Here is a 24750-nt window from a genome sequence, read left to right as displayed (position 1 = left end):
AATTTTTTTACATGATTCCGATGATATTCCACCAAAGCAAACCAAGGCCCGTCCAAATCGCAAACGTCAAGAGAGAGACGGCAAAGCCCAATCCAAACCACGCTTTTGTTGAAACATACTCAGAACTGAAATAGAGCGGTCCGGCCAGCGTTCCGTAGTTCGTCGGCTGTGCGCAAAGCGCCGTCAAAAAAGCCAAATACAACGCCGAGGCAACAGGCGGAGCCCCCATGCCGACCAAAATCGCCAAAAACGGCGCATAGAAGGCATTGACATGAATGATCAGGCTTGTAAAGAAATAATGGCTATAGTAGTAAACAAACCCCAATACAACGAATGCCACGCCCCATGACAAACCGTGGACTTCAGCACCGACCGTCTGGCTGAACCATTTAATCACGCCGAAGCGGTTCAGCTGGGCGCCCATCATTAATAGCGGCCCGAGCCAGACAAGCAGATTCCAGGCGCTTTTTTGTTCGGGGATGTCAGACCATTTGATGACGCCGAAGAAGACGAGCATCGTCACGCCGATAAAGGCTGCAACCGTCGTCGAGACGCCGAGCGCATTCCCGAATATCCACAATAAAATCATCACAAGAAAAGAGAGCAGCATATAGATTTCCGAACGTTTCACAGGCCCCATCTTCTCCAATTCTTTTTGGGCCATTACCGGTGCATCAGGCATTTCCGTGATTTCCGGTTTATATAGAACATAGATAACCAGCGGGATCACGATTAACGAAACTGCCGCAGGCAAGAGAGCCGCCAAAGCCCACAGCCCCCAGGAAATATGGATGCCTGCTTGCTCTGCCAAAGACACCGCAATCGGACTCGTCGAAATCGCCGTTAAAAACACGGCCGATGTCAGCAAATTCGTATGGAATCCTAAGAAAATCAGAAATGAGCCAATTTTCCGCGATGTACCAAGCTTCGGATCAGATCCGTATGATTTCGCGAGCTGCTGGATAATCGGAAAAATGATCCCCGCTCCCCGCGCCGTATTGCTCGGAATGGCGGGCGACATCACCAGCTCGCATAACACCAGCGCATATCCAAGCGTCAGCGTCCGTTTACCGAACAACTTGACAAACAGATAGGCAATTCTTAATCCGAGTCCTGTTTTTGTAAATCCGATCGCCGCGCAATATGCAGCGACGATTAACCAAATCGTGCTGTCGCTGTAGCCTGAAAAGGCAACTTCAGCGCTGACTGTATGCGTCACGGTCAAAATGATGACATCAATAAATGCATAAAGTCCAAGCGGAGCCGCATTTAAAATGCAGCCGACAATCGTTGCCAAAAACAAGGCCAGCACATGACCGCCCTGAGGAGAAATGCCTGACGGATAGTGGATAAACCAAAACGCCGTTCCGATCATGATGGAAATCAGAAAGGGAATAGGTTTAAACGCCAGCTGCCGGGCCTTTCTTTCAGGATCGCTTCCCTCAGCCACAAGTATCAACTCCTTATTCATTTTGGGTACGCTGATATTGTAGTCACGCCGCCCGGCCAAAAACCCCTATAAAATTTTTATACGATAATAAATAAAACTAATGCAGCCCGTCCCGCAAGGCTGTATGGCATACTGATAAATCTTTCTTATCGGCCTATAAATAAACGCTATTTGAGAGTCTTCTCCCGGCCGCATTATGATTTAACGTAGGGAATATTTCATTTCAATAAATAAAGAAAAGAAGGAATGCATATGAACATTTGGACATCGATTTCAAGCGTCATTATTATTTTGCTATTGATTTCTTTAGGATTTGTTTTAAATGAGAAAGGCTGGTTTGTGGAAGGATTTAAGGGGAGCATTTCAAACCTGATCACAAAAATAGCGTTGCCCTGCTCCATTTTCGTATCGGTATTGAAATTTTTTACAAAAGAAAAGCTGATCGACTTATCCGGCAGCTTGATCTGGCCGCTATGCGGAGTCATCATTTCCTATATCATTGCCTTTTTATTTTCTAAAATGCTGCGCACCAGACAAGGCAGAATCGGCACATTCAGGGCTTCATTTGTCAATGCGAACGCCATTTTTATCGGATTGCCGCTGAACATCGCCTTGTTCGGTGAAAAAAGTCTTCCATATTTTCTTGTCTACTATATTATAAATACCGTTTCACTCTGGTCATTAGGCGCCTTTTTAATCGCCAAAGACAGCATCGGCGGAGACCACGGAACCCAAAAGATTGCGTTCAAACAATTATTGTCCAAGCTGTTGCCGCCTCCGCTTCTCGGCTTTATCATTTCGATCGTTTTCCTCTGGTTTGAAATACCGGTTCCCGAGTTCGCCAGCTCAGCACTGACATATGTCGGGAACCTGGTCACACCGCTGTCATTGATTTTTATCGGAATCGTCTTAAATGAATCCGGCCTGAAAAGCATCCGTTTTGACAAGGATACGATCGGCGTTTTATTGGGGCGCTTTGTCATCTCGCCGCTCGTGCTGTTTTTGCTGCTCTTGCCGATCCCGCTTTCTTCACTGCTGAAGCAAACATTGATCGTACAATCGGCTACAGCGACGCCGACCGTCACCCCGATGCTTGCCGCAGAAGCAGGCGGGGATGTCGACTTTGCGACCAATACCGTTGCGACAAGCACGATCCTCTTCATGTTCGTCGTACCGATATTGATGCAGCTTTTGCAGTTTGTATAAACATCAATAAGGAAGAAGGCTGACCTTCTTCCTTATTTTTTAATTCCTGCCGGCAAAGTAAACGGTGGAAATAAGCATGGATACACAATGCAGAATATATAAACCCGTTATTAAAAAGAATGAAAAAGAGATTCCTTTGTAAAGGATGGCTAATACCCAGACTATTAAGATTCCAACCATTGTGATGTTCCAAGAAAGCGTTTTTGCCTGATAACGAATTTTTTGATGACGCTCATTGAACAGCCTCATTTTTTGATTAATACGTTTGTTAATAAAATAAGCAATGATCATACCTGCCACCCCAATCCCTATACCAGACAGAGCAACCAACATGTTAAGCATATGTTCAGTCAATGTTTTCATCCCCCTCAAAAATGAATAAATCTTCAATCAAACACTCAAAAATTTGTGCCAGTTTATGCGCCAAAACAAGTGAAGGCTTATACTTTCCCTTTTCAAGCGAAATGACTGTTTGCCTGGACACGTTTAGCTTTTTTGCCAGTTCTTCCTGCGTCATGTTGAACGAAGTGCGCTTTTCCTTTATTAACGTCTTCATATGACCTCCAGATGAAAAATGTAAAGTTGACCATACGTCAAGTTTACTTTACAACACAAAATGCAAAAAAGGATAGATCAAGCAGGTGTTCCTCCTGCTCATCTATCCTTTAAATTGGACTGCTGTTTTATTACGCGTCTAAATCGACGTTATGGTAGACTTGCTGAACATCTTCCAAATCTTCCAGGGCATCGATCAGTTTTTCAAATTGAGCTTGGGCATCCTCCGGAAGCGTCACTTCGTTTTGCGCAAGCATCATCAGCTCTGCGACGGTAAACTCGGTGATTCCGGCGTTTTGCAGCGCCTCTTGCACGGCATGGAATTGATCAGGCTCGGCGTAGACGATTACAGCGTCGTCTTCTTCGATAATATCGCGGACATCGAGATCGGCTTCCATTAACAATTCAAGCGTTTCATCCGCCGTTTTGCCTTCAAAGCCGATGACAGCCGTCGGATCAAACATGTATGCGACAGATCCGCTCACACCCATATTTCCGCCGTTTTTTCCAAATGTGGAACGAACATCAGCCGCAGTCCGGTTGACATTGTTCGTCAGCGCATCAACGATCACCATCGCGCCGTTCGGCCCGAATCCTTCATAGCGCAGCTCGTCATAGTTCTCTTCAGAACCGCCCTTTGCCTTTTCGATCGCCCGCTCAATAATCGCTTTCGGGACATTGTACGTTTTCGCCCGCTCAAGCACGAACTTCAGCGCCTGATTTGATTCGGGATCCGGCTCGCCCTGCTTTGCCGCCACATATATTTCACGTCCGAATTTGGCATATATCCGGCTCGTATTCGCATCCTTCGACGCTTTCTTTTCTTTTATATTGTTCCATTTACGGCCCATGATGTAACCACTCTCTTTCGTCTTTCATTCACAAAATCTATTATACCGCAGGGCTGTGCGATTTCATCAAATTGATGCATCGAATTTGCGACATTTTTTTGGAAATCTGCTAGGATGCGAGATTTTGGCTGTCTTCTTTCATAATCACGGTGACAAAAATCCCGGCGATCACAAGCATGATTCCGATCAGATGAATCACGGTAAATTGCTCCTTCAGGACGAGGCCGGATAAGACGACGGCGGAAACGGGCAATACCGACGTGAAAATCCCGGAAATCCCGGGATGGATGAAGCCGGGCTTTTGCCGCAAATGATCGGAGCGGCTCCGCGGGGCAGGTCGATTTTGTAGCCCCGAAAGCTTCATGCCCGTCGATTGGAAGACGTGCAAAGAATAAAGGTAGGACGGGCGATCCAAAAACACGGTCGATCCGCTTTGCAAAATCCCCATGGAGATGAGCTGCAAAGCCTGAAGCGCACCGGAAACGATGAGAATCGAAGCCGGGGACGCTTGAATCCCGATCGTTCGCAAATAACGGCTGAGCGCCTCTCGTAAAGGAAGATAGCCCTTTGGCTCCTCATAACCGAAAGCCTCCAGACGGTGAGCCACCTTCCCCATCATCTCCTTCATCACAGACAATGGAAACATGTCTTTGGAAAGCTCGCCTTTGCTAAGCTGGACCAAAGCCGGATTTGATTCCGACTGGTTGATTTCCTGAACCGTCTTCCGGCTCGGCTGCTGAAACCCGGCGGCGACATACTTCCCCCAATCAGGCGACGAACGGTTGGCCAACAGCGTCCACGTATTGCTGACGACGACCGTCCCTTTCCCCATTCTGCCTTCAATCAGCCCGTCTGCCGCAAGCTCCTCCAAAGCCGTGATCACCGTGCTTCTGTTCACATTGAATTGCCGCGCAAGTGTGCGCTGGCTCGGTATCTTGCTTCCGATCGGCCATTCGCCATTTCCGATTTTCTCTTTTATATACTCAATAATCTGTTTGTATTTTGGACGTTTCATGATCGATCTCCCTGACGCAAAGTGGTTGGCTTTATTTTTTTCAAACTGGTTGAAGCCATTTTACCAAACGTTTATTAAGATGGATACCACACAAATCAACTGGTTGGTTTTTAAAAAGGAGTTTGAGGATACATGCAAAAACAAACGATTCAGCTCACCTTGTCATACTGCATCATGATCGGTTTATGGGCCTCCGCGTTTCCCGGAATCCGCGCAGGTCTTACGCATTATACCCCGGAGCATCTCGCATTGCTTCGCCTGCTTATAGGCTCTTTGGCGCTTTTGCTCATCGCCGTATTCACCCGCATTCGCCTCCCGGAGATAAAGGATGTTCCGATGATCTTATTGCTCGGATTTTTAGGATTTTCCGCTTATCACATGCTGCTCAACATCGGCGAACAAACGGTGAGCGCCGGGATTGCGAGCCTGCTCGTTGCGACAACGCCTCTATTTTCCGCCGCATTGTCCGGTCTGTTTTTCCGCGAAAAGTTCGGATCTGTAAAATGGGCCGGGTCTTGCTTCAGCTTTTTGGGCATCGGCTTGATCTCGCTCGGTACAGGGAATTTCAAACAATCAGCCGCGGGAATTTTACTGATCTTGCTGGCCGCTTTTTCTGAAAGCGTCTATTTCGTCCTGCAAACGCGCTATATCCAAAAATACGGCTTCATTCCGTTTGTCATCTATACAATTTGGGGAGGAACCATTCCGATGCTCGCGTTTCTGCCTGGATTAGGCGAAGAGCTGATCAATGCGCCGCTTCATTCTACAGCCAGTGTCCTGTATTTAGGATTGTTGCCGACTGTGGTGCCGTATTTTGCCCTTGCCTATATTACGTCGCGGGTCGGTGCTGCGGAGGCGACGGTTTCGTTGTATGTAACACCTGCTTTAACGCTTATCATCGCGTGGGTATGGGTCGGTGAAGTTCCCGCTTTTTTTTCGTTGCTTGGAGGGGTGATGACGATAGCCGGTGTATTGTTTGCATACTGCAAAATGGGAAAATACCAATAGCACTGAAGCCAATCAAGCTAGGCATAGCCCTGGTCAATCACGCTTGAGTGCTTCTTGTTTTTATATTCAATAATGACAAACGATTGCGTCTGGTCATCAAATGCCAGCGTATCGATCCGAAAGCCGGCCACTCGAAACTCAGACGCAATCAACCTGATGCCTAATAATTGTTTTAAATTCTTCTCACATAGGTCCGGTATGTCTTTTTCTTTCCTAAATGGTTTTTCCCGGATTTCTTTTAGATCTTGATGGTGTAATTGAAAGAGATACATGGCTGCGCTCCTTACGTTCATTAAGAATAAACGACATCATTTTCTAAAAGCATCTTCTTCAACAATCCGCTCGGTTTATTCGCGCTGTCTGATAAACAATTCATATCCCCCATAACAAGAAAGCTGTCCTTCGCCCGGGAGACGGCAACGTTTAAAAGACTTTTATTCGCGTCTATGAAAAAGCAGCCGTCACTTTTGCCGTATACTGTCGACATGATAATGACCCTTCTTTCTCCGCCTTGAAACGTATGTACCGTTCCGACGTCGATAAACGGTTTTATATCCGGCGACAATGCTCGTTTAATGGCGCGAACTTGCATTTTAAAAGGGGTGATGATCCCGATTACACTTTCCGGATTGTCTTTATGATAAGCATTTCGAATTTTATAGAAGTGCTCGTTAATCCATGCGGCGATAGCCCTTGCTTCTATTTCATTATATCGGCTGCCCGCTTTTTTGCTCGACTGTTGCGAATCAACTTGTATATGGCCAAGTGGGGGAATCGATAATTGAGCCAACGGAAACTCATCATCTTCACCCGCCCTCCCTCTCATTGGCTCAAGTTTTCCTTTGTAGACAAGCTTATTGCAATAAATCGATAATGTCATCATAGCAGCGCCTGTGCTCGCTTAAAAATAAACCGCGCTGCTGATGTTTTTCGTATTTGCAGCTTTTGCACGCCACCCTCATCACACTTGACTCCGACGTATTCAATCCAAGTTCGCGAAGCTTCTCAAATCGGCCAACCGATGTGATGACATCATTAGAAAGCGCTAATGACATATCCAATGTTTCGTTGATATTCCACACAGGTTCAATCTGATAGACATCTCCGACAACGACAGCCCGCTTGGCAAGCGAAAATGAGCATGCCGCAATCTCAGGGGTCACCTGCCCTGCCTCATCTACGATTAGCAAATCAATATAATTGTAGAGAAAATGCTCTTTCCCGTTATCATAAGACAAAAGCATTTTCGGCAGCTGATAAAAGGTCATCACAAAACAAGGGGCCAACATACTTAAATTTGTATAAAACTGATTTAACACGTTTTCGAAATTTCTGCCCTTTTGTTTTTCCGACAGCCTTTTCTCCGAAAGCCATCTGCACTCATAGTAATGAACGGCCAGCCAAAAGGAAGCGTATTTGATCGTTGTATCTAAAAATTCGTTAACTTGATCTAAAGAAGCAAATGAACCAGGATATTCTTCAAGAATGTTTAGGGATATGAGTTCTTCTATTAATTTCTTATACTTTTTGGTTAATTCGCTGATTTGTTGATATGTCGCTTCAACCTGCTTTATTTTTTCTCTCGCCTTTTTTGCTTTCTTGCTGTATAGAGAAATAATTTCATCAAGATTCATCGACTCATCAATGAAACCTTCATCAGGCTGGATAAAATACCGGACATGACTGACTAATTTATTCTTAAAGAACGGAAAAAACTTGAACAAGCGAACGAAAAATGGCAGGTTTGAAAAGTGCGTCTGCCACGCTTTTATTCTTTGTTGAATTGCTTGAAATGTGTTTTCCCACTCGCTTTTTTCAGCCGTTAATTGCCTAAGATATGTATCCATGGATACTCCCTTTGGAGCCATTTGATCATATTCAGAGAATAGGAACAAAATCTTTTGTCTGATCTCCTCAATCGCTGCTAATCGATTTGAAATCGTCTGCTCGCATTGCTTAATGTCAGTGTGGTTTATGCCAAAATAACGATTGCATTCTTTGAGCAACTTTTCGGCGGATCGCTCGATATTTTCCTTGCCTTCAACTTCCTCAAAAAAGTTCTCTCCCCGAGGATTCGTATATTGAAACCCTTTTTCTTTAGCCTCTTTCTCCTTGCTGCCGGACGGAAAATAAACAGCAAAACTGTCTGCTCCTTCGACCCAACGCTGTTCAAGATTGCTGTTTTTCCACTTTGGTTTGATCTTTCCGAATGATTCGATAATATTGGTGACCGCCTGATTGTTTGTTGATGAAGCGACAATGACAGGAGGTTTTTCTTTTTTCAATGCTCTTTTGACATAGAGATTGGCAACAAGCGATTGCAATAACGTCGTTTTCCCTGTACCCGGAGGACCGTTGACAGCCAGAATCTCTCCCTCTTCCATGTGATTGAAATGGTTCAGACACTCCCTTTGCGAAGGTGATAAAGGATATTCCCCGCCCATTTGCCCTACATGCTTCTGCATCTCTGACATCCGGTTTGGAGTAAGGGGCGATAAAGTGGTGAACTCCTGGTTGAGAAAATTTTGATAAAGCCGCAGATTGTCCGGCTGGCTGGATAAGAGGTGATCATATAACTTTAATATATTTCTAGTTGCGTTGACGGAATCGTCCTTAATAATGTAAACATTATTCTCCAATTCAATATCGTTAATTGTATTTGAGCTGATGTTACTTTCAGTAACGGTCTCATACAGATCTTTCGCAAAATCAAAATAGCTTTTCCAAGTAAGATTGTTTTCCAGCCTTTGATAATTGTTGCTCATAAATTCATCAAAATCATTGACATAGCCGATTGCAAGCTCCTTGTCAAGGATCGGATGAAGATGCTCTCTCGGAATCCACGGATATTTGCCTTCTGAGGGCAACAATACACCATTAACAGTCAAAACCGCCGGAATATAAAGAATGCCGCTCATGTCTTCAATATTCGTATCAACCTTCTGCTGCCCGTCAAAATTCGTTTTTATCGTCTTTGCCACAATGATAACATCCAGTTTTCCTGAAACATTTTTGCGATCTGAGAGGGCGGCGTAGTGCTTACTGTCGACCCTTCCTTGAATGATGCTGTCTAAATCTGAAATCATAAAACGACTGTTTTTAAAGTTTATTTTTAGTTTCGCAGCCACGCTATCGCGAAAATACTTGGTTACAGTTTGGGGTGACATCGCTTTTCCTCCTGATGTATGAAGAAGTAATACTACATCGTATTGGTAATGATAATAATTAATAACAATTATATCCTAAATGAATATCGGGATAAATATTGATAATGGGAAAAAGCAGTTTGAGCCGGTTTGAATTTCCGGCAAAAAAAGAAGCCTACAAACCGATATTACCCCCCTGCAGGCAATTCCGCTGCTTGAACATTCCCTGACGCCATATTGTGGCTTTGGGATAAAGCAGCTCCGCCTAAGACTGCAGCTTGTAATCTCCTTTATCTTCATTTGGGAAACGCTCCTTCTTTTCAAAAACAAGAAACCACTCGCCTTCCACAAAGGCAAGTGGTTCAATTATCATTTATTTTAATTGCTGATAAGAAATCAATCGATGAATATGGACCGCCAAGTATGTTAGTTCATCATTCGGAATGACGATTCCGTGTACCTGCTTGATATAATCCTTAATTTTGAAAGCTACATCCATTGCTTGCGGGTATAAATTAGCAATTTGCTCAAACAATTCATTCTCCTGATCTGCCAGCAATTTATCAGCGTAAAATCTTTCAACGAAAAATTTAACGTGTGTGATAAATCGGCTGTAATGAATATTTTCTTGATCCCATTTCATGTTTAATGTATAACGGACAAGATTGACAATACTCCCGATCATTTTTGCATATTTCATTCCGTCTTTTGATTCTGTCTCTTCACCTAACGCATTGATTAAGTGGAACGCAATATTTGCCGCTTCCTCTTTCGGCAATTGGATCCCCAGTGTTTCATTGATGAGCTGCAGCGCATAATTCCCTGCCTCAAACTCTGCCGTATAGTAGTTTTTAATTTCCCAGTAGACGCGATTCGTAATATTGATGTTCTTTTTATAACGCTCTACTGCAAAATTCAAGTGATCCATTAATGTAAAGTATACACCGGAATTCAGCTTTGTTTTTAGTTTTTCTTCCGCATAATGAACAATTTGCTGTGTCAATTCTATAAATTCTTGCGGTATTGAATCCAACAGTTGGAGAAATTCCTTTGCCTTCATATTGTCTACTGGCATAAACACTTGATCAGCCTGTTTTTCTTCAATCATATTCCCGGGCTTTTGCCCGTAACCGATGCCCCTGCCGCATAAAACCATCTCCTGACGGTTCTGATCTTCAGCCAGTACCACACTCGAGTTTAAAACCTTTTTTATTTTAAACATCGCCATCACCTTTTCATGAATGCGGTTTTTTAGTCTAATACTTCTCCATTTGTCTCAATCACTTTCTTATACCAGTAGAATGAATCTTTACGTGAGCGCTTCAATGTCCCGTTGCCATCGTCATCTTGATCAACATGGATAAATCCATATCTTTTGGACATTTGAGATGTTCCCGCACTAATAATGTCAATGGGTCCCCAGCTGGTATATCCAAAGAGATCAACACCTTCTTCAATGGCTTCTTTCATCTGACGGAAATGCTCTCTGAAATAGCTAATACGATAGTCATCATGGATCGATCCATCGCTTTCGACGACATCTTTCGCACCCATGCCGTTCTCCACAATAATGAGAGGTTTTTGATAGCGATCATACAATTCAATGAGCGAAATTTTTAAACCGACCGGATCGATTTGCCAACCCCAATCTGTTGACGGCAGATACGGATTTTTCACACCGCGAATCGTATTGCCATCTGTTTTTTCCAGCCCTTCCTGTGCAGATTCTGTCAGGGACATATAGTAGCTAAATGAAATGAAGTCTACCGTATGTTCTTTCAAAATGGCAAGATCATCCGCTTCCATCTTAATATTGATATTTTTTCGTTCCAGCATGCGTTTGATCAATGGCGGATATTCGCCAAACACTTGAACATCTGCATAGAAATAGTTATCGAGGTTTTGCTTCAGTGCGCGTTCAACATCATTCGGATGGCAAGTGTGCGGGTATGTCGTGAGTTTCGTTAGCATACATCCCACCTGACTGTCCGGAATGATGCGATGGCAATCTGCTGTCACAAGAGCGGATGCCACAAATTGATGATGCAATGCCTGATAAACGGTTTCCTCTATTTTCCCCTCCGGACAGCGGTCAGGAATAATTCCCGCTGTAATGAAAGAATGGCGGTGTATACTGTCTATTTCATTAAAGGTAAGCCAATATTTCACAACATCTTTATACCGTTCAAAACACACATTGGCGAACTTCACAAAGAGGTCGATCACTTTTCTTTCAACCCATCCGTTGTATTTCAGACTAAGTGCTAATGGCATTTCATAATGTGACAGAGTCACGATCGGTTCAATGTTATGTTTTTTCATTTCTTGAAACAGACGATCATAAAACTGAAGACCTTTCTCGTTAGGCTCTGCTTCTTCTCCTGTCGGGAAAATTCGGCTCCATGCAATCGATATACGCAATGTTTTAAAACCCATTTCTGCAAAGAGAGCCACATCTTCTTTATAGTGATGATAAAAGTCAATCCCTCTGCGCTTCGGATATTTTTTTACGTCCGGGTCTTTCATTGCACGATCAATGTTTTCAGAAGAAACAGCAAGGTGTCCTTCATAATCTTCTACACTCAAATTCGAACGGTACATGGCAATATCAGCAACAGACGGTCCTTTTCCATCAACATTCCAGGCTCCTTCTGCCTGGTTTGCGGCAATCGCACCGCCCCATAAAAAATCTTTTGGAAATCCTTTTGTTTTTGTCATCATGATTACCCTCCTAATTTTGTAACAACCATCAATGTATCTTGACGATTGACCTCTTTTAATTGCGTGACTTTTATATCATATTGATCCGTATTCGTAATAACTGCTAGTGTAACTGGATCATAACCTGCTTCTTTAATTTTCTCCAGTTCAAATTGAATGAGCAGATCACCCGCTTTGACTTTATCCCCCACTTTTACCAATGGTTTAAAGAACTTGCCCTCTAGCTGAACGGTGTCGATTCCAATGTGGAAAAGAACCTCAACTCCGTTTGCTGTTTTCATGCCGAGCGCATGGTCTGTTTCAAAGAGAAGCGAAATCTCGCCATCTACCGGTGCATATAGCTCACCCTTTGAAGGAATAATGGCAATTCCTTCTCCCATTACCTTTGAAGAAAATATGTCATCTTCTACATCAGATAGTGAAATCATTTGACCGATGACTGGACTTTTGAACGTCTCATCTGCGCCAAGTTTTTCAGCGAAAGCACCTCGCTCTGCTTCTTTTTCCGTTTCTTCTGTCTTTCGATCTTTTCCGAAAATAAAGGCAGCAGCAAACGCAATAACAAACGAGATGGCAAAACCGATAACTGCAAACATGAAGTTGCGCGGAAGCTCGTCAGATATGAACATCGACATACTTGCAAGACCAGGTCCAACAAGAACAAACGCTTGAAGCCCGACAAGTCCAACGAAGATGCCGCCGGTGAAAGAACCGATCATGACACTGCTAAGCACACGTTTATTTTGTAACGTCACCCCGTACAATGCCGGTTCGGTAATCCCAAAGAATGCGGAAATCCCTGCAGAAATGGCAGTTGAACGAAGCACTTTATCTTTTGTACGAAGGGCAATTGCGAAACACGCCCCGCTTTCAGCGAGATTGTGTGCCAGCGACGCAGGCAAGTAAAGCGCTTCTTTTCCGAGATTGCCCATTGTTGTGACAGCGTATGGCACCATCGCTTTGTGCATCCCCGATGCGACCATAAATGGAAGGACTGCTGCCAGGATCGCAACTGCAACCCAGCCCACTTTGTCAAACATAGCAAGGATAAGTGCTGTGAAGCCTTGCCCTGCTGTAAAACCGATTGGCCCCAGCAGCAGGAGAGTGATCGGAACTGTAATCACCAATGACATCATCGGTACGAAGAAAATACGAATGGGTTTTGGCGAAATACGAGTAAACCATTTTTCCATCTGTGCATACAGCAGGACAGATAAAATCGCCGGAAACACCTGATAGGCATACGCAATATTTTTCACATCGAATGAAAACAATTGAGCGCCTTCTGTCAGCATCGCCGTCATGTTTGGCAGAATAAGAGCGCCGACTGCCGATAATGCAACAAGCGGATTCACTTTTAGTTTATTGGCTGTCGTCACGGCTACCAGCAGTGGCAGGAAGTAAAGCGGCGCATCGCCAACCATATTTAATATTTGATACGTTTGCCCTTTGGCATCAATGAATCCGAATAGCGATAATAGGAGGAGAAACGATTTTAAAATCCCTCCGCCCGCAATGGCTGGAACAAGCGGTTGAAAAACGCCGACAATGAAGTCTAATAGTACAGTCCCCGCTTTTCGCTTTTCCTTCGGCTGATTGGAAGACCCATTTTGTCCAGAAGGTGCCCCGCCCAGAAGGCCGGTCAATTTCTCATAGACTTCAATGACATCGTTTCCAATCACAACCTGGCATTGGCCCGACATACGGACAGCGATGACACCTGGTGTTTTCTCAAGTGCCGGTACATCCGCCTTGTTTTGATCAATCAGTGTAAAACGGAGTCGTGTTGAACAATGCTCCAAGTGGGCAATATTCTCTTTGCCGCCTACATGCTGCAATACGTCTCTTGCTGTTTGTGTGTAATTCACTGTTTCTCCCCCTTTTCTGAAACATGAGACCTATATTTAGGCAATAAAAAAAGGACCTAAACCGACAAATTAAAAAATTTATCGGTTTTAGATCCTGCCTGCATGACCAGTCACATGTCTAATTTATCAATATTGGATTTGATTAAAGTATATATCGGTTTTATGAAAGCGTCAACATTTATTTTGTTTTTTTAAAAGAAGAAATTTCCTGGTCGAATGGCCTACAATTTATTCCTAATAGCGATCATGAACATCCTCAAGCACCCGCAAATCGCGCGCCAAAGTTCCAGGGTTACAGGACACATAAACTGCACGCTTCGGCTTTATCTCAATAATCGTCGCAACAATGCATCATCCGACACTCCTCAAGCAGCGAGAAGTAGACGAGCACATTCTAATTCTCTTCCATCTCGAAAAACATTGACTTTGCCTGTTCAATATTTATGCTTTTTAATTGCCAAATGGAATTCGTTCAACACCCCCACAACCACTTCTGAAGCAACCTTGTTTATGCCGAACCCCCTCTTTCCCTTTAAGATGTTATCTATTATTAAAATGATCTTATCGCAAGTGTAAATTTTTGTAAGGGTATTTTGTCAATTAGTGAGAGATTTTTGTCAATAATTCGATTTAATCCCAACTTGTACAACTCAAAGAAAGTTGATGCACATCATCCATCTTCTGTCCTTACTTTCCCCCTCCTCACCGTTGTAATCTGTCTTATTTGTACTGAACAGAGGTTAGTCGATTTCAAGTAGGCCTCCTCCTGTTTGTTGATAAACTAGGAGATTTTGAAGTGAGTGAGGGGCTGTTTTTAATTGCATATCTTAATTTGTAATCCGCCTGTTATTTAGTAAATTGAAAAAAGCCTTTTCATTTACGAAAAGACTCTTGAATCGAACATGAACAAATTCTATTCTTTTATTTTTCTAATGATCTTAATTACAGCTACATTCACACACATTATGCAGTAAGTGAAATATTTTGCGTAACATGAAAAAGTCTTTCATAGGAATACTAAACAAAAAAGTTCTTCTCAAATCCAAATTTTACTACAGGAAGAAGTTTTTAAGTCCCATTACGGATTCGAACCGCAATCCTTCCCTGCTCATCAAAGTACAAATTTTTTATACTTTCATGAACAGGGCGCTCTACCATTTGAGCTAATGGGACGATATTAATTATAATATACAGATTATTTCATTAATGTCAACACAATTTAACAAAGATACAGCTTCATCTTGCGAGTAGCTATATAGGGTCATTAATTCTCCTAGAATACACTTTTTCAATCTAACCTCGTTATTAATGAATTTTTTAAATTTTCTTAAATCCAAACTCAGAATTATATTTTCTGGTTGATTAGGTTCTGAATATTTACATAGACGTTTACCAATCCTCTTCACAACTTTTGTAAATAAAACAAAGTCTTCAAAACTTAGTTCTTTTATAGTTTTAGGAGCATTTTTAACATTAAAAGACTTTATAATTTCTTCTTTGCAGCTAAGTAAATGGTTATATTCATCTCTTAATTTTTTCTCTAAATTCCTATCCCGTGTATGTACTATCATATTTCTACAATACCTATAATATTCAGCAATTTTAAAATCTAAGTTGTCTTGATAACGAAATTCTTGAGCAACATTTTTAAAGCTCTGTTCTAATTTTGATCCACAGTTATTTTTATACTCCCATTTGGCTGATTTATTAATCTCATTGAATTCATTATTAAATTCATATAAAAACAATTCAAATTCTGTATAAACCTTAACAATATAACTCCCTGCCATTTTAACACTCAAAACATCATAAGATTTAGAAAAATCGACTATAATACCATGAATATCTGATAATCTTTTTATATAGAATGTAAATTCAGATTGACTTTTTAACTTAAGTAAATTCCTTATTGCCAGTTCATTCACTTCTATAATCGAATCAATAAATCCTAATCTTCTCTTTAAGTTTCTATAACTCTGTAATTGGAACCCCAAAATACTTCTCCTATATATCATAAATAACAATTGTAATTTTAATTTAAAATTTCACTTGTAACTCTTTTAACATCTCGAAGGTGTTTACATAGTCAATTCCAAAAGCCTCACATACTACAGGAATTAAAATTCTTTTCCTTGACTGTGGATTATAAACTTCATGTGTTACTAAGGTGTATCCTTTAGCCTTAGCATATGCTATTAGCCATGCATCAGCATTTCTTGCAAATTCATCTTTCGCTGCATCTGTAAATTGTGAGCTATTATTAGCCCATTGCTGAATTTCAGCATAAATTTGTAAAACATCTAGTGCATCTGTTCTTTCAAAATAATCTCTAAAATTTTCAGAAGTCCATTCTTGTAATTGATCAGGATCATCTTTTGAAGTAATTATTTCTTGCTGTATCCTATCAATACTACATATTTTAGAATCATCCGCCAGTTTAACTAGAGCATCCCAAAAACTTGGTGCTACTTCAAAAGAATAATACCCCCTATATGCTCCGATAAACACATTCGCATCAAGTACATACATACTATACACCCCTTCCTTCTATATAACTCGCATAATTTTGAAATGTTGACCTTTTTAGTCCTGTTAATTTATAAGCATCTGTAAATTGCATATTACCTGACTTCGTCTGATAAATTATAGCTTTAGAAAACAACTCCCCAAGTCTAATTCTTGTGGTATTATGAAAGTTCCCCCCAGAGGACGTTGAATTGCGTTTCGTTTGATTCTCTTCCAAGTATCTGTGGTAAAAGTCAAAGAATTCTTTTTTAGATATAATTCCTAAATCTAAAGCTCTTCTCCCTATCACTAATTGACTTACTTTAAAAATATCCGCTAAAGTTTTATAAACATTTCTATCTCCGTAGTGTGCATACCACGCTTTTTTAAAAGTATCATGTGGACACAAAAACTCTGCAGCAGCTGCGTTACATAATTTTTCAACTTGTTCATCAACTTCATTAAGCGGTGATGCCTCTACTACAGCACTTGATCCAATAAAAATATGTGCAATCTCATGTATTAATGTGAATATTTGTGCTGACTTTGCATCTACTCCATTAATGAAGATAAGTGGTGCCATATCATCAACTAAAACAAAACCTCTGAACTCTTCTATATTTAGCGGTCTATGGGTATTAGAACCTACTATTCCATTCACCATTACCATTATACGATTTTCTTCACATTTACTTATAAGATAATTTAGAGCCTCTTGAAAAGTTCTTTGTTTACTTGCCCATTCAGACTTTATTCCAAATAACTCACTAATTTTATTCGCAAGTTGACTTGCTTTATTACCTTGATAAGATCCTACAAAATCTAAAGAATCTCCTATATATCTTTCAAAGTAATCCTTCATAAAGTCTTGTCGTCTTTGCATTAAATGCAAAGTCTCAATTAAATCTGGGCTAGGCTGTTTCCTCATGCCCTTATCAATTGTTCTATAGTGAGGTATTGGCAATTGTTCGACTGGAGGTTTTTCAAGAAATAAGTATCCTAAGGGGGTTGAAGTCGCATTTGCGTATTCTTCTAATTGTTTCAATGTAGGTTTAATATTTCCGTTAAGCCATTCATCTAATTTTGGGAATTTATTATGTAATTTGTCTTGCTTTATTGTCCGATTATAAGCCCATTTTAAAAGTTCTGGTTTTATCTGCACTCTTACTGTCATATCTAATTTCACCTCCTAAAATAGAGCAATTACTTATCCAATATTTGTTACATCATTAATATAACAATATCCGCTAAGCATGTAAAGTGAATTTGAAATATATCTTGGTAAAAAAGTACCCTTTTTACATTAAAGACAAAACCTTTATATTTAACCATTTAATCTGTTGGATGACCTTTTTTCTGGAATGTCAAAAAGCTTCAACAATCAGTGTGGTTTATTCGCGGTGTTGACAAACAATTTATATCTCCAATGACAAGAAAGCTTTCCTTCGTCCGTGAGTCGGCTACGTTTAAAAGGCTTTATGCGTCTATGGATATTCAGGCGTCATTTCTCCCGTACACAGTCTATATAAAGAGATCAGCGGCTACCCGCTTTTTTGACTGGTAAGAATCGAATTGTATATGGCCAAGGGGTATGAGAATTGAGTCAACACTGCTCATCTTCAGCCGCTTACCTTTCATTGGCCAAGGTACTCGTTTGTTGCAATACCCAATAATTTCATCGTAGCAACGTCCGTGTTCACCTACACAAACCGCCTTCAAGAACGAAGTTGAATTTTCGAGGAAAAAAGAAAGCCACAAAGAACCTCTACCTCTAACTGGCCAATTGCTACTTATGTTCTTCCTGCGTCATCATGGCTCTGGAATAACACAACTTTGTTTAAGACAGTGAATGATTGCGACAAGTGAGTGAGGGGTTTCTAGGTGTTTAGAATCCAAATGCTAAACTAAAAAAGGGAAACTTTTATGAAAACAGGTACATATTTGCGGAAGTTAGTTCATAAGAAAAAAATCATTTGTTTACTCTGTGTTTTCTGTTTAATGTATATACAAAGTTCTCAGGAAAATACAAAGCGTAACATATAAGGCATCGAGAACAAGCTTCTGAAAAGACAAATTTAAAACAACACCGGAAATGATTTTATCAATAATTGAATTATTAAATTTAATAAAAAAGGTATTGAACAGTATTATGAAATTTACAAAGCACGACGTCATTCAGACGTAGGTTATGAATCAAAGAGTGTTACAAACCGCAACAGAAAGTTTTCAGTTCTTCATAAAAGAAAATGTACATCGTAGAAATTATTCTGAACCAATTAATCAGTTACATTCAGGAAAGAGTTAATCAATTATTTCTTAAGAGAAATAAATTAACAATAGCTAGAAAAACAAGCCTCATATGAAAGTCTTTTAAAAGAAGCAAGGTCCCTTTTCGGAACCCTGTTTCTTACGCACCTTCAAACTCCTCTGTATTACGATTTATTGTATCAACCACCTGCAAAATTTTTCTCACATCTTCTTTATTGTCATTGAACAAGTCAGTAACACTTCCTAGTGTGCGGAACGGATCTTCTTGTAAGACTTTCTTTTCAAGCGTTCCGTTCTTCACAACGTAATCAATGATCAGTTTCACAAAACGCAGCTGCCTTGTATTTAATTTTTCTTCGCTAAGGAATTCTGAAAATGCTTCGTTAGCAGCTTTTTGATCTAATCCAACGATTTGACGAACCAGTTTAGTAATCGGTGTTTTACCAAACTCCTTTTGATAATCCTCTTGTGTACCCAACTCATTCCATAGGATGTCTTCAAGTGTTTGAACATCTTGACGGGTTAACGGTTTATTATGGCGTAATTTATAAACGGCCGTCTGATCTTGATTCTCTTTCAAATATTGATTGACCTTTTTGCGATAATTTTGTAAATCATTTGATCCGTAGATTGGCTCATTACCTTCATTGATTATTGAAAATGTATCTTTAAAATTAACGTAATAATCTTTTTGGCTGTCCTTTTCTAGAAACTTCACAAGTTCGCGAATGGCCACTCGTACTTCTTCAAGATCAAAAATACTCGCTTCTTCCCAAAACGCTTCAGTTTGCACTTTTAACAAGATGTTTCGCTTTTCGTTTATTTGTGGGATTGTACCTAATTTCGACAAATCCTCAGCAGTTTGCACGACGCTTTTAATAGGTTTTGTTACAGTTTTAGCAGTTAATTTTGCTAGTTCAATAGAGTACATTACACTATCAAAACGCTTCGCCAATTCATCATCTAAAATGGAAATAATCAATGGAGTAATGTGCTCTTTAATCTCGCTTACATTCGTTACTGTGAGCGCCTGCCAGTTCGAACGATTTTTATATTTGTGTACAAATTGCAAATGCATGCGAACCTGAAAATTTTCATCGTTTAAGCGATAGATTTCCTGATATACATCATCAATTAATTGATTTCGATGACTAATGTAAGGCTCTTCCTGATAAATGAGCGCCTGCAGCTCCCTAATGATATCGACTTTAAGATTAAAGATTCTCTCTGTTAATCCTATAGAAGCACTGCCTTCTATTCCTCTTTCATTTTCACGAAAGAACTCAAAGTTACGTAAATAATCAAAGATTAAGAAGTATTTTTTATTTTCGCCGACTCCAAAAAGATCTTCACAAGTTCTTGTACCACGGCCGATCATTTGCCAAAATTTTGACTTAGATCTTACTTTCTTAAAGAACACGAGATTAACGACTTCAGGAATATCTACTCCTGTATCCAACATATCAACTGATACAGCAATTTGCGGATTCTTATCTTTTGTAGAAAAATCATCTATCAAAGATTGAACATATTGTACGCCATAATGAATTTCACTGGCAAAACCGCTGTACTCGGGATACATATGATTAAACCGCTCTACAATTCGTCTAGCATGCGCTTTATTATTGGCAAAGATTATCGTTTTTCCAAGCTTATCTCCGCCCTCAACCTTGATTCCTTTTTCCATGAGTTCATTTAGCACATGATCAATTGTATCATCATTAAATAACCATTGATTCACTGCCCCGCTGCTGATTTCTTCTCCATGTTCATCATCAAAGGTTTCTTCATAATATTCTTTCTCCTCTTCTGATAAATCGTCATACCGAAGACCGTCATCCATGATTTTAGAAGTAGATTCATTTGAACGATAGTGAACAAGATACTTATCTTTAACAGCTTGCTCAAGTTCATAAGCGTAAGTTGGCACACCTGTTTCTAAATCGAAGATATCATACGTATTTCTGTCAATTTCATCTTTTGGCGTAGCTGTTAACCCTAACAAAATGCCGTCAAAATACTCAAAAATCGCACGATACTTTTTATAAATGCTACGATGGCTTTCATCTACTATAATTAAGTCAAAATGACCTGGTGTGAATAACTTATTTCCATCTTTCCTCTTTGTGTCGTTTATCGCATTCATCATCGTCGGATATGTAGAGAATACAATACGACTTGACTCTGGATTATCCTTGTTATCAAGCAGATTACACAGCGTCAAACTTGGAAGAAGATTATTGAAGTTTTTTTTCGCCTGTAAAACAAGTGTTTTACGATCAGCTAAAAATAAAACATTTTTTACCCAGTTATGCCGAACCAAGATATCTACAATTGATATCGCTGTTCTTGTTTTCCCGCTACCCGTTGCCATGACAAGAAGTGCTTTTCTTTGCTTTGCTTCAATAGCATCACAAACTTCTTTAATGGCTTCTACCTGATAGTAACGATTTGTAATGTTATCATTAATTTCAATTTCAGTAAGCGGTCGTTGAATTGTGCGACGGCTAATTAATCGTTCAAGATCGCCCTTTGTATAAAACCCTGATACTTTTCGTTCCGGGTAGTTTAGATCATCCCAAAGTCGAATGTCAAAACCGTTTGTATAGAAAATAATTGGACGCTGTCCGTGCATTTGTTCAACACAATCAGCATACAATTTCGCTTGATGCTTCCCTTTATTGACATCATATGATGATTTTTTAGCTTCAAGTACTGCAAGAGGTTTCCCGTTATCTCCAAGCAGTACATAATCGACAAAGCCTTTTCCTTGTGCATTTGGCATGCCAGATACAGGATACTCCGTGATAATATCTTTTCCAAATTCCCAACCGGCAAGTTTCAATTCTAAATCAATATACATTTTGCGCGTATCAAATTCTGACAGTTCATCCACTTGGAAATCATAATGTTTCGTATTTTCAAGCCGCTTTTCTGTCAGTTCTTGACGAAGTTTAGCATTCTCCTTCATCAAGTCTTCCAGTTTCCGATCCTTTGAGCTTAATTTTTCATAAAGCTCTTTATATTCTTCCGGTCTTTTTCTCGGCTCTTCACCAGTAAGTAGAATATCTTCCCTAAATTCCGACTCGGAATAAATTTCAGAATAACAATAATCCAGCCAATCAATAAATTGATGAAGATAATGTAATGATAAGACCGCTTCGTCTCGAGTAATAACTGAATTTGTATGTACGGCAACATTTCCTAACTTGATGATATATTTTAAGAAAGGAAACAGCTTATCATCAAGGATTGATTTAAAGGTCCGTTCATGAATCAAACTCGATAAATTATCTTGGTATGGTAATTTCAACTCACTATCAAATGTATACAACCATTTCACAGACAACTCAAGCGCACGCCGCGTTAAAATCGCACAAGTTGCAGGGCTTACTTGAAGGCTTTTCTCAGCCTCCAAGCAAGCAATTGTAAAGCTTTCAAAATGAGCTTTTTCTTTTAAAAACCCAAAGTTGCTTAGCAATTGACTCCCCCCAGATAAAAATATCATTTATATATTTTCAATCACTTAATTATTGAATAACTCACCTCGAAATGCACGTTGCATTAAAGATTGAAAAATATTGTCTATATATTTCATGCTACCATTCAATTTTTCTATTTGTAACTCTATATTTTTCACTTTATTCGTGAAGTCTTTTTGTAAATCTAACGGTGGACAAATTGTATTAAAGTCCATCAATTGTTTTTTATTCACTTTCGGGATATTAGTCCTTTTACTTTGAGAATTTACATGATTTAAAAATAATTGTGATCTTAGAATATATGTGAGAAATTCCTTTGTTGTCACATTTTCATCTACTAAAATTGGATAAGAATCCGCACTACAAAGCCCCTTAAACTTAGGTATGGCTACTTTGTTAAGATAAGGCCTTATTTTACTATATATAATATGGTCATCTGTAAATAAGTACTTGCTGCTGGTTGGTTTTACTTCTCCAACAGTTTTTACATTAACTAATCTGCCAGTATTTTTTTCAATATTATCTATTCCGATGTATTTATATCCTAGGTAATTGTCGAAATTTTTCACCATTTTAGTATCGATCTTTGCAATCTCTTCAAAAGATTTCAAATTCCATTTTCGGGTATTCTTAATCGGATCCCCAAACATCTCTAAAAACACGCTATGCGTAAGGTCGGATAATGCTACAATTTGAGCTTTGCGTTTGTGGATGAGAGATTGAGCTTTATCTAATAAATCTATTATTTGTTTTTGAATGTCTAACGTCGGAAGATATATATTTAATTTTCTTAAATCTTGTTTGTTAAAACCAGCTTGAGCTGCTCGTGTACTAACATTCTTCACAAAGTTTTGAAATACATTTGATTTAAGATAGTAATATAGATACTTTTTTAAAATCTTATGTTCATCTGGTATTGTCTTAATAATAGCAACATTATAGGCTCCTTTTAAACCGGTTAATATCTTACCAATTGAGGCACCATATCTTGCTATTAATATGTCATCTTCTTCACAAGTTTTCAGATTCTGTTTTAAGGGTACATACTCAAGTACATTTCTTTCTTGTGTGAAATCCCTTATTTGTAACATTCGAATATACCCGTCTCTTTCTTCGGTTGTCCATTCACTTTTAGGAGGTTGTGTTCCTCCTTGAAAGTCACAAATTGACAACAAAGGAACAATCGTTTGAATCACCTAATCAACCTCTCCATTTCTTTTAAACCATTTAGTATTTCATTTTCTAATCTCCTGATTTCACGTAAAATTATTTCTGGGTTCTCATACTCAATCTCTTCACATTCAATTTCCTTATACTTATTGATAGACAAATCGTATCCGTTTTCTCGTATCTCATCAACAGGTACGAAAAAGGATTGCTCTGTACGCTTTCTGTCTTTTTCATTTTCAATGTTCTCAAATCTTTTAATGATATCCGGAATGTCGTTGTCTTCAATCGGATTTCGCTTATCGTCTAAAGAGTAGCCGTCAGCTTTCATATCATAGAACCAGACATTGTCGGTGCCACCGGCACCTGTTTTAGTAAAGATCATAATTGCCGTTGATACTCCTGCATAAGGCTTAAAGACACCCGATGGCATAGAAATAATAGCTTCAAGCTTGTGATTATCGACAATTTCTTGACGAATGGCTTTATGCGCTTTAGAGCTTCCGAATAAGACGCCATCCGGAACAATGGAAGCCGCTCGTCCTCCTTTTTTTAGCATTCTTAAGAACAATGCTAAGAAAAGCAATTCTGTTTTTTTTGTTTTTGTGATTTTTAATAAATCATCTGAAACAGAATCATAATCTAAAGAACCTTTAAATGGTGGATTAGCAAGGACAAGTGTGTATTGCTCTGTGTCTTTGTTTTGTTCAGATAAGCTGTCACGATAGGCAATATTCGGATTATCAACACCGTGAAGCATCATATTCATCGCACCAATTCGAAGCATAGTGCCGTCCATCTCAAAACCGTGGAACATCTTTTCATTGAAATGCTTTTTTAAACCTTCAATGTAAAACAGATCACCATGGTTTTCTCGTAAATATTCACCTGCTGCGACAAGAAAGCCGGCAGAACCCGCAGACGGATCGACGATAATGTCTTGTGATGTCGGTTTCATTAAGCGAACAATCATATCAATGATATGACGTGGTGTTCTAAATTGGCCGTTTGTTCCCGCAGTGGAGAGCTTTGATAATAAGTACTCATATAAATCTCCGAGCGTATCCTTTTTCCCATCGGTTTGAACTGATTGTAAAATACCGCTAATCCCGGCAACCACTCGGGCCAATAATGACGGTGTTGGAATAACAAATATCGCGTCCTTCATAAACTTTGCATATGTCGATTGTTTTCCGCCTAGTTCTTTAATAAACGGAAAGACTTCTTCCGTTACGACTTTAAACATTTCATCCGGGCCCATATTCGAAAAGATTGACCAGCGCAATTGCGGTTTATCTTCTGGAAAAATCCCTTGAAAATCTAAACCTAATAATTCCGCATCCGCTTCTTTCTTTTTCTCGTTATCATCTAATCTTTTGATATACAATAGGTATGTAAACTGTTCAATGACAGTTAGAGGGTTTGTGATTCCCCCTGTCCAGAATGTCTCCCAGACCTTATCTACTTTGTTTCGTAATTCACCTGTTATCATTTATTTTGCACCTCAT

Annotated in this window: 19 protein-coding genes, 1 tRNA gene and 3 pseudogenes; 2 read left to right on the top strand and 21 right to left on the bottom strand. The window is 39.8% G+C overall.

The window, feature by feature from the left end; all coding sequences use genetic code 11:
- Positions 1-7 precede the first annotated feature (7 nt).
- A complete protein-coding gene (locus tag R5H20_RS04185; protein ID WP_006637386.1) occupies positions 8-1450 on the bottom strand; it encodes a DASS family sodium-coupled anion symporter in 1443 nt (480 codons plus the stop codon).
- A 252-nt stretch (positions 1451-1702) separates the two neighbouring features.
- Here R5H20_RS04185 and R5H20_RS04180 point away from each other — a divergent pair, with 252 nt between their 5' ends.
- Entirely contained in the window at positions 1703-2656 is a 954-nt protein-coding gene (locus tag R5H20_RS04180) for an AEC family transporter (RefSeq protein WP_006637385.1), read from the top strand.
- A 39-nt stretch (positions 2657-2695) separates the two neighbouring features.
- On the opposite strand, the gene R5H20_RS04175 is transcribed toward R5H20_RS04180, so the two are convergent.
- The 5 genes and pseudogenes from R5H20_RS04175 to R5H20_RS04160 form a co-directional block, all read right to left on the bottom strand.
- Entirely contained in the window at positions 2696-3019 is a 324-nt protein-coding gene (locus R5H20_RS04175) for a DUF2178 domain-containing protein (RefSeq protein WP_224254463.1), read from the bottom strand.
- A complete protein-coding gene (locus tag R5H20_RS04170) occupies positions 3003-3212 on the bottom strand; it encodes a helix-turn-helix transcriptional regulator (RefSeq protein ID WP_006637383.1) in 210 nt (69 codons plus the stop codon). The genes R5H20_RS04175 and R5H20_RS04170 overlap by 17 nt, the downstream gene beginning before the upstream one ends.
- 130 nt (positions 3213-3342) lie before the next feature.
- Positions 3343-4062, bottom strand: coding sequence for a YebC/PmpR family DNA-binding transcriptional regulator (locus R5H20_RS04165; RefSeq protein ID WP_006637382.1), 720 nt, complete (start codon positions 4060-4062; stop codon positions 3343-3345).
- A 109-nt stretch (positions 4063-4171) separates the two neighbouring features.
- Positions 4172-4426, bottom strand: a complete 255-nt coding sequence (locus tag R5H20_RS23520) for a DMT family transporter (RefSeq protein ID WP_326073827.1) — start codon at positions 4424-4426, stop codon at positions 4172-4174.
- Positions 4409-5077 (bottom strand): annotated as a pseudogene (locus tag R5H20_RS04160) (PLP-dependent aminotransferase family protein); the annotation flags it as partial. The pseudogene R5H20_RS04160 and the gene R5H20_RS23520, both read right to left, overlap by 18 nt.
- A gap of 132 nt (positions 5078-5209) precedes the next feature.
- Here R5H20_RS04160 and R5H20_RS04155 point away from each other — a divergent pair.
- Complete coding sequence (locus R5H20_RS04155) at positions 5210-6085, top strand: DMT family transporter (RefSeq protein WP_006637380.1); 876 nt, start codon at positions 5210-5212, stop codon at positions 6083-6085.
- 17 nt (positions 6086-6102) lie between these two features.
- Here R5H20_RS04155 and R5H20_RS04150 read toward each other — a convergent pair whose 3' ends face one another.
- The 15 genes and pseudogenes from R5H20_RS04150 to R5H20_RS04085 form a co-directional block, all read right to left on the bottom strand.
- Entirely contained in the window at positions 6103-6357 is a 255-nt protein-coding gene (locus R5H20_RS04150; protein ID WP_006637379.1) for a hypothetical protein, read from the bottom strand.
- A 20-nt stretch (positions 6358-6377) separates the two neighbouring features.
- Positions 6378-6968, bottom strand: coding sequence for a DEAD/DEAH box helicase (locus tag R5H20_RS04145; RefSeq protein ID WP_254726457.1), 591 nt, complete (start codon positions 6966-6968; stop codon positions 6378-6380).
- Entirely contained in the window at positions 6940-9252 is a 2313-nt protein-coding gene (locus R5H20_RS04140; protein ID WP_224254461.1) for an AAA domain-containing protein, read from the bottom strand. The genes R5H20_RS04145 and R5H20_RS04140 overlap by 29 nt, the downstream gene beginning before the upstream one ends.
- A gap of 167 nt (positions 9253-9419) precedes the next feature.
- A pseudogene (locus R5H20_RS04135) lies at positions 9420-9473 on the bottom strand (hypothetical protein); the annotation flags it as partial.
- A gap of 131 nt (positions 9474-9604) precedes the next feature.
- On the bottom strand, positions 9605-10453 hold the full coding sequence (locus R5H20_RS04130) for a PRD domain-containing protein (protein WP_006637377.1): 849 nt from the start codon (positions 10451-10453) through the stop codon (positions 9605-9607).
- Positions 10454-10482: 29 nt separating this feature from the next.
- Complete coding sequence (locus R5H20_RS04125) at positions 10483-11949, bottom strand: glycoside hydrolase family 1 protein (RefSeq protein WP_006637376.1); 1467 nt, start codon at positions 11947-11949, stop codon at positions 10483-10485.
- 5 nt (positions 11950-11954) lie between these two features.
- Positions 11955-13820, bottom strand: a complete 1866-nt coding sequence (locus R5H20_RS04120) for a beta-glucoside-specific PTS transporter subunit IIABC (RefSeq protein ID WP_006637375.1) — start codon at positions 13818-13820, stop codon at positions 11955-11957.
- A 252-nt stretch (positions 13821-14072) separates the two neighbouring features.
- A pseudogene (locus R5H20_RS23515) lies at positions 14073-14168 on the bottom strand (hypothetical protein); the annotation flags it as partial.
- Positions 14169-14891: 723 nt separating this feature from the next.
- Positions 14892-14993: transfer RNA gene (locus tag R5H20_RS04115), tRNA-OTHER, on the bottom strand.
- 8 nt (positions 14994-15001) lie between these two features.
- Entirely contained in the window at positions 15002-15814 is an 813-nt protein-coding gene (locus tag R5H20_RS04110) for a hypothetical protein (protein ID WP_006637374.1), read from the bottom strand.
- 43 nt (positions 15815-15857) lie between these two features.
- Positions 15858-16349 carry a DUF4411 family protein gene (locus tag R5H20_RS04105; protein ID WP_006637373.1) on the bottom strand — a complete coding sequence of 164 codons (492 nt, stop codon included), beginning with the start codon at positions 16347-16349 and terminating at the stop codon, positions 15858-15860.
- A gap of 1 nt (position 16350) precedes the next feature.
- On the bottom strand, positions 16351-17499 hold the full coding sequence (locus tag R5H20_RS04100) for an ImmA/IrrE family metallo-endopeptidase (protein ID WP_006637372.1): 1149 nt from the start codon (positions 17497-17499) through the stop codon (positions 16351-16353).
- 1233 nt (positions 17500-18732) lie between these two features.
- Positions 18733-22074, bottom strand: a complete 3342-nt coding sequence (locus R5H20_RS04095; RefSeq protein WP_006637371.1) for a DEAD/DEAH box helicase family protein — start codon at positions 22072-22074, stop codon at positions 18733-18735.
- Positions 22075-22119: 45 nt separating this feature from the next.
- Positions 22120-23271 carry a restriction endonuclease subunit S gene (locus tag R5H20_RS04090; RefSeq protein WP_006637370.1) on the bottom strand — a complete coding sequence of 384 codons (1152 nt, stop codon included), beginning with the start codon at positions 23269-23271 and terminating at the stop codon, positions 22120-22122.
- On the bottom strand, positions 23268-24734 hold the full coding sequence (locus R5H20_RS04085) for a type I restriction-modification system subunit M (RefSeq protein ID WP_006637369.1): 1467 nt from the start codon (positions 24732-24734) through the stop codon (positions 23268-23270). Before R5H20_RS04085 ends, R5H20_RS04090 begins: the two co-directional genes overlap by 4 nt.
- Positions 24735-24750 lie beyond the last annotated feature (16 nt).

Source organism: Bacillus sp. KICET-3, from assembly GCF_033261025.1.
In the GTDB taxonomy this organism is placed as follows: Bacteria; Bacillota; Bacilli; order Bacillales; family Bacillaceae; genus Bacillus; species Bacillus sonorensis.
This window is presented reverse-complemented; position numbering and strand designations above follow the sequence as displayed.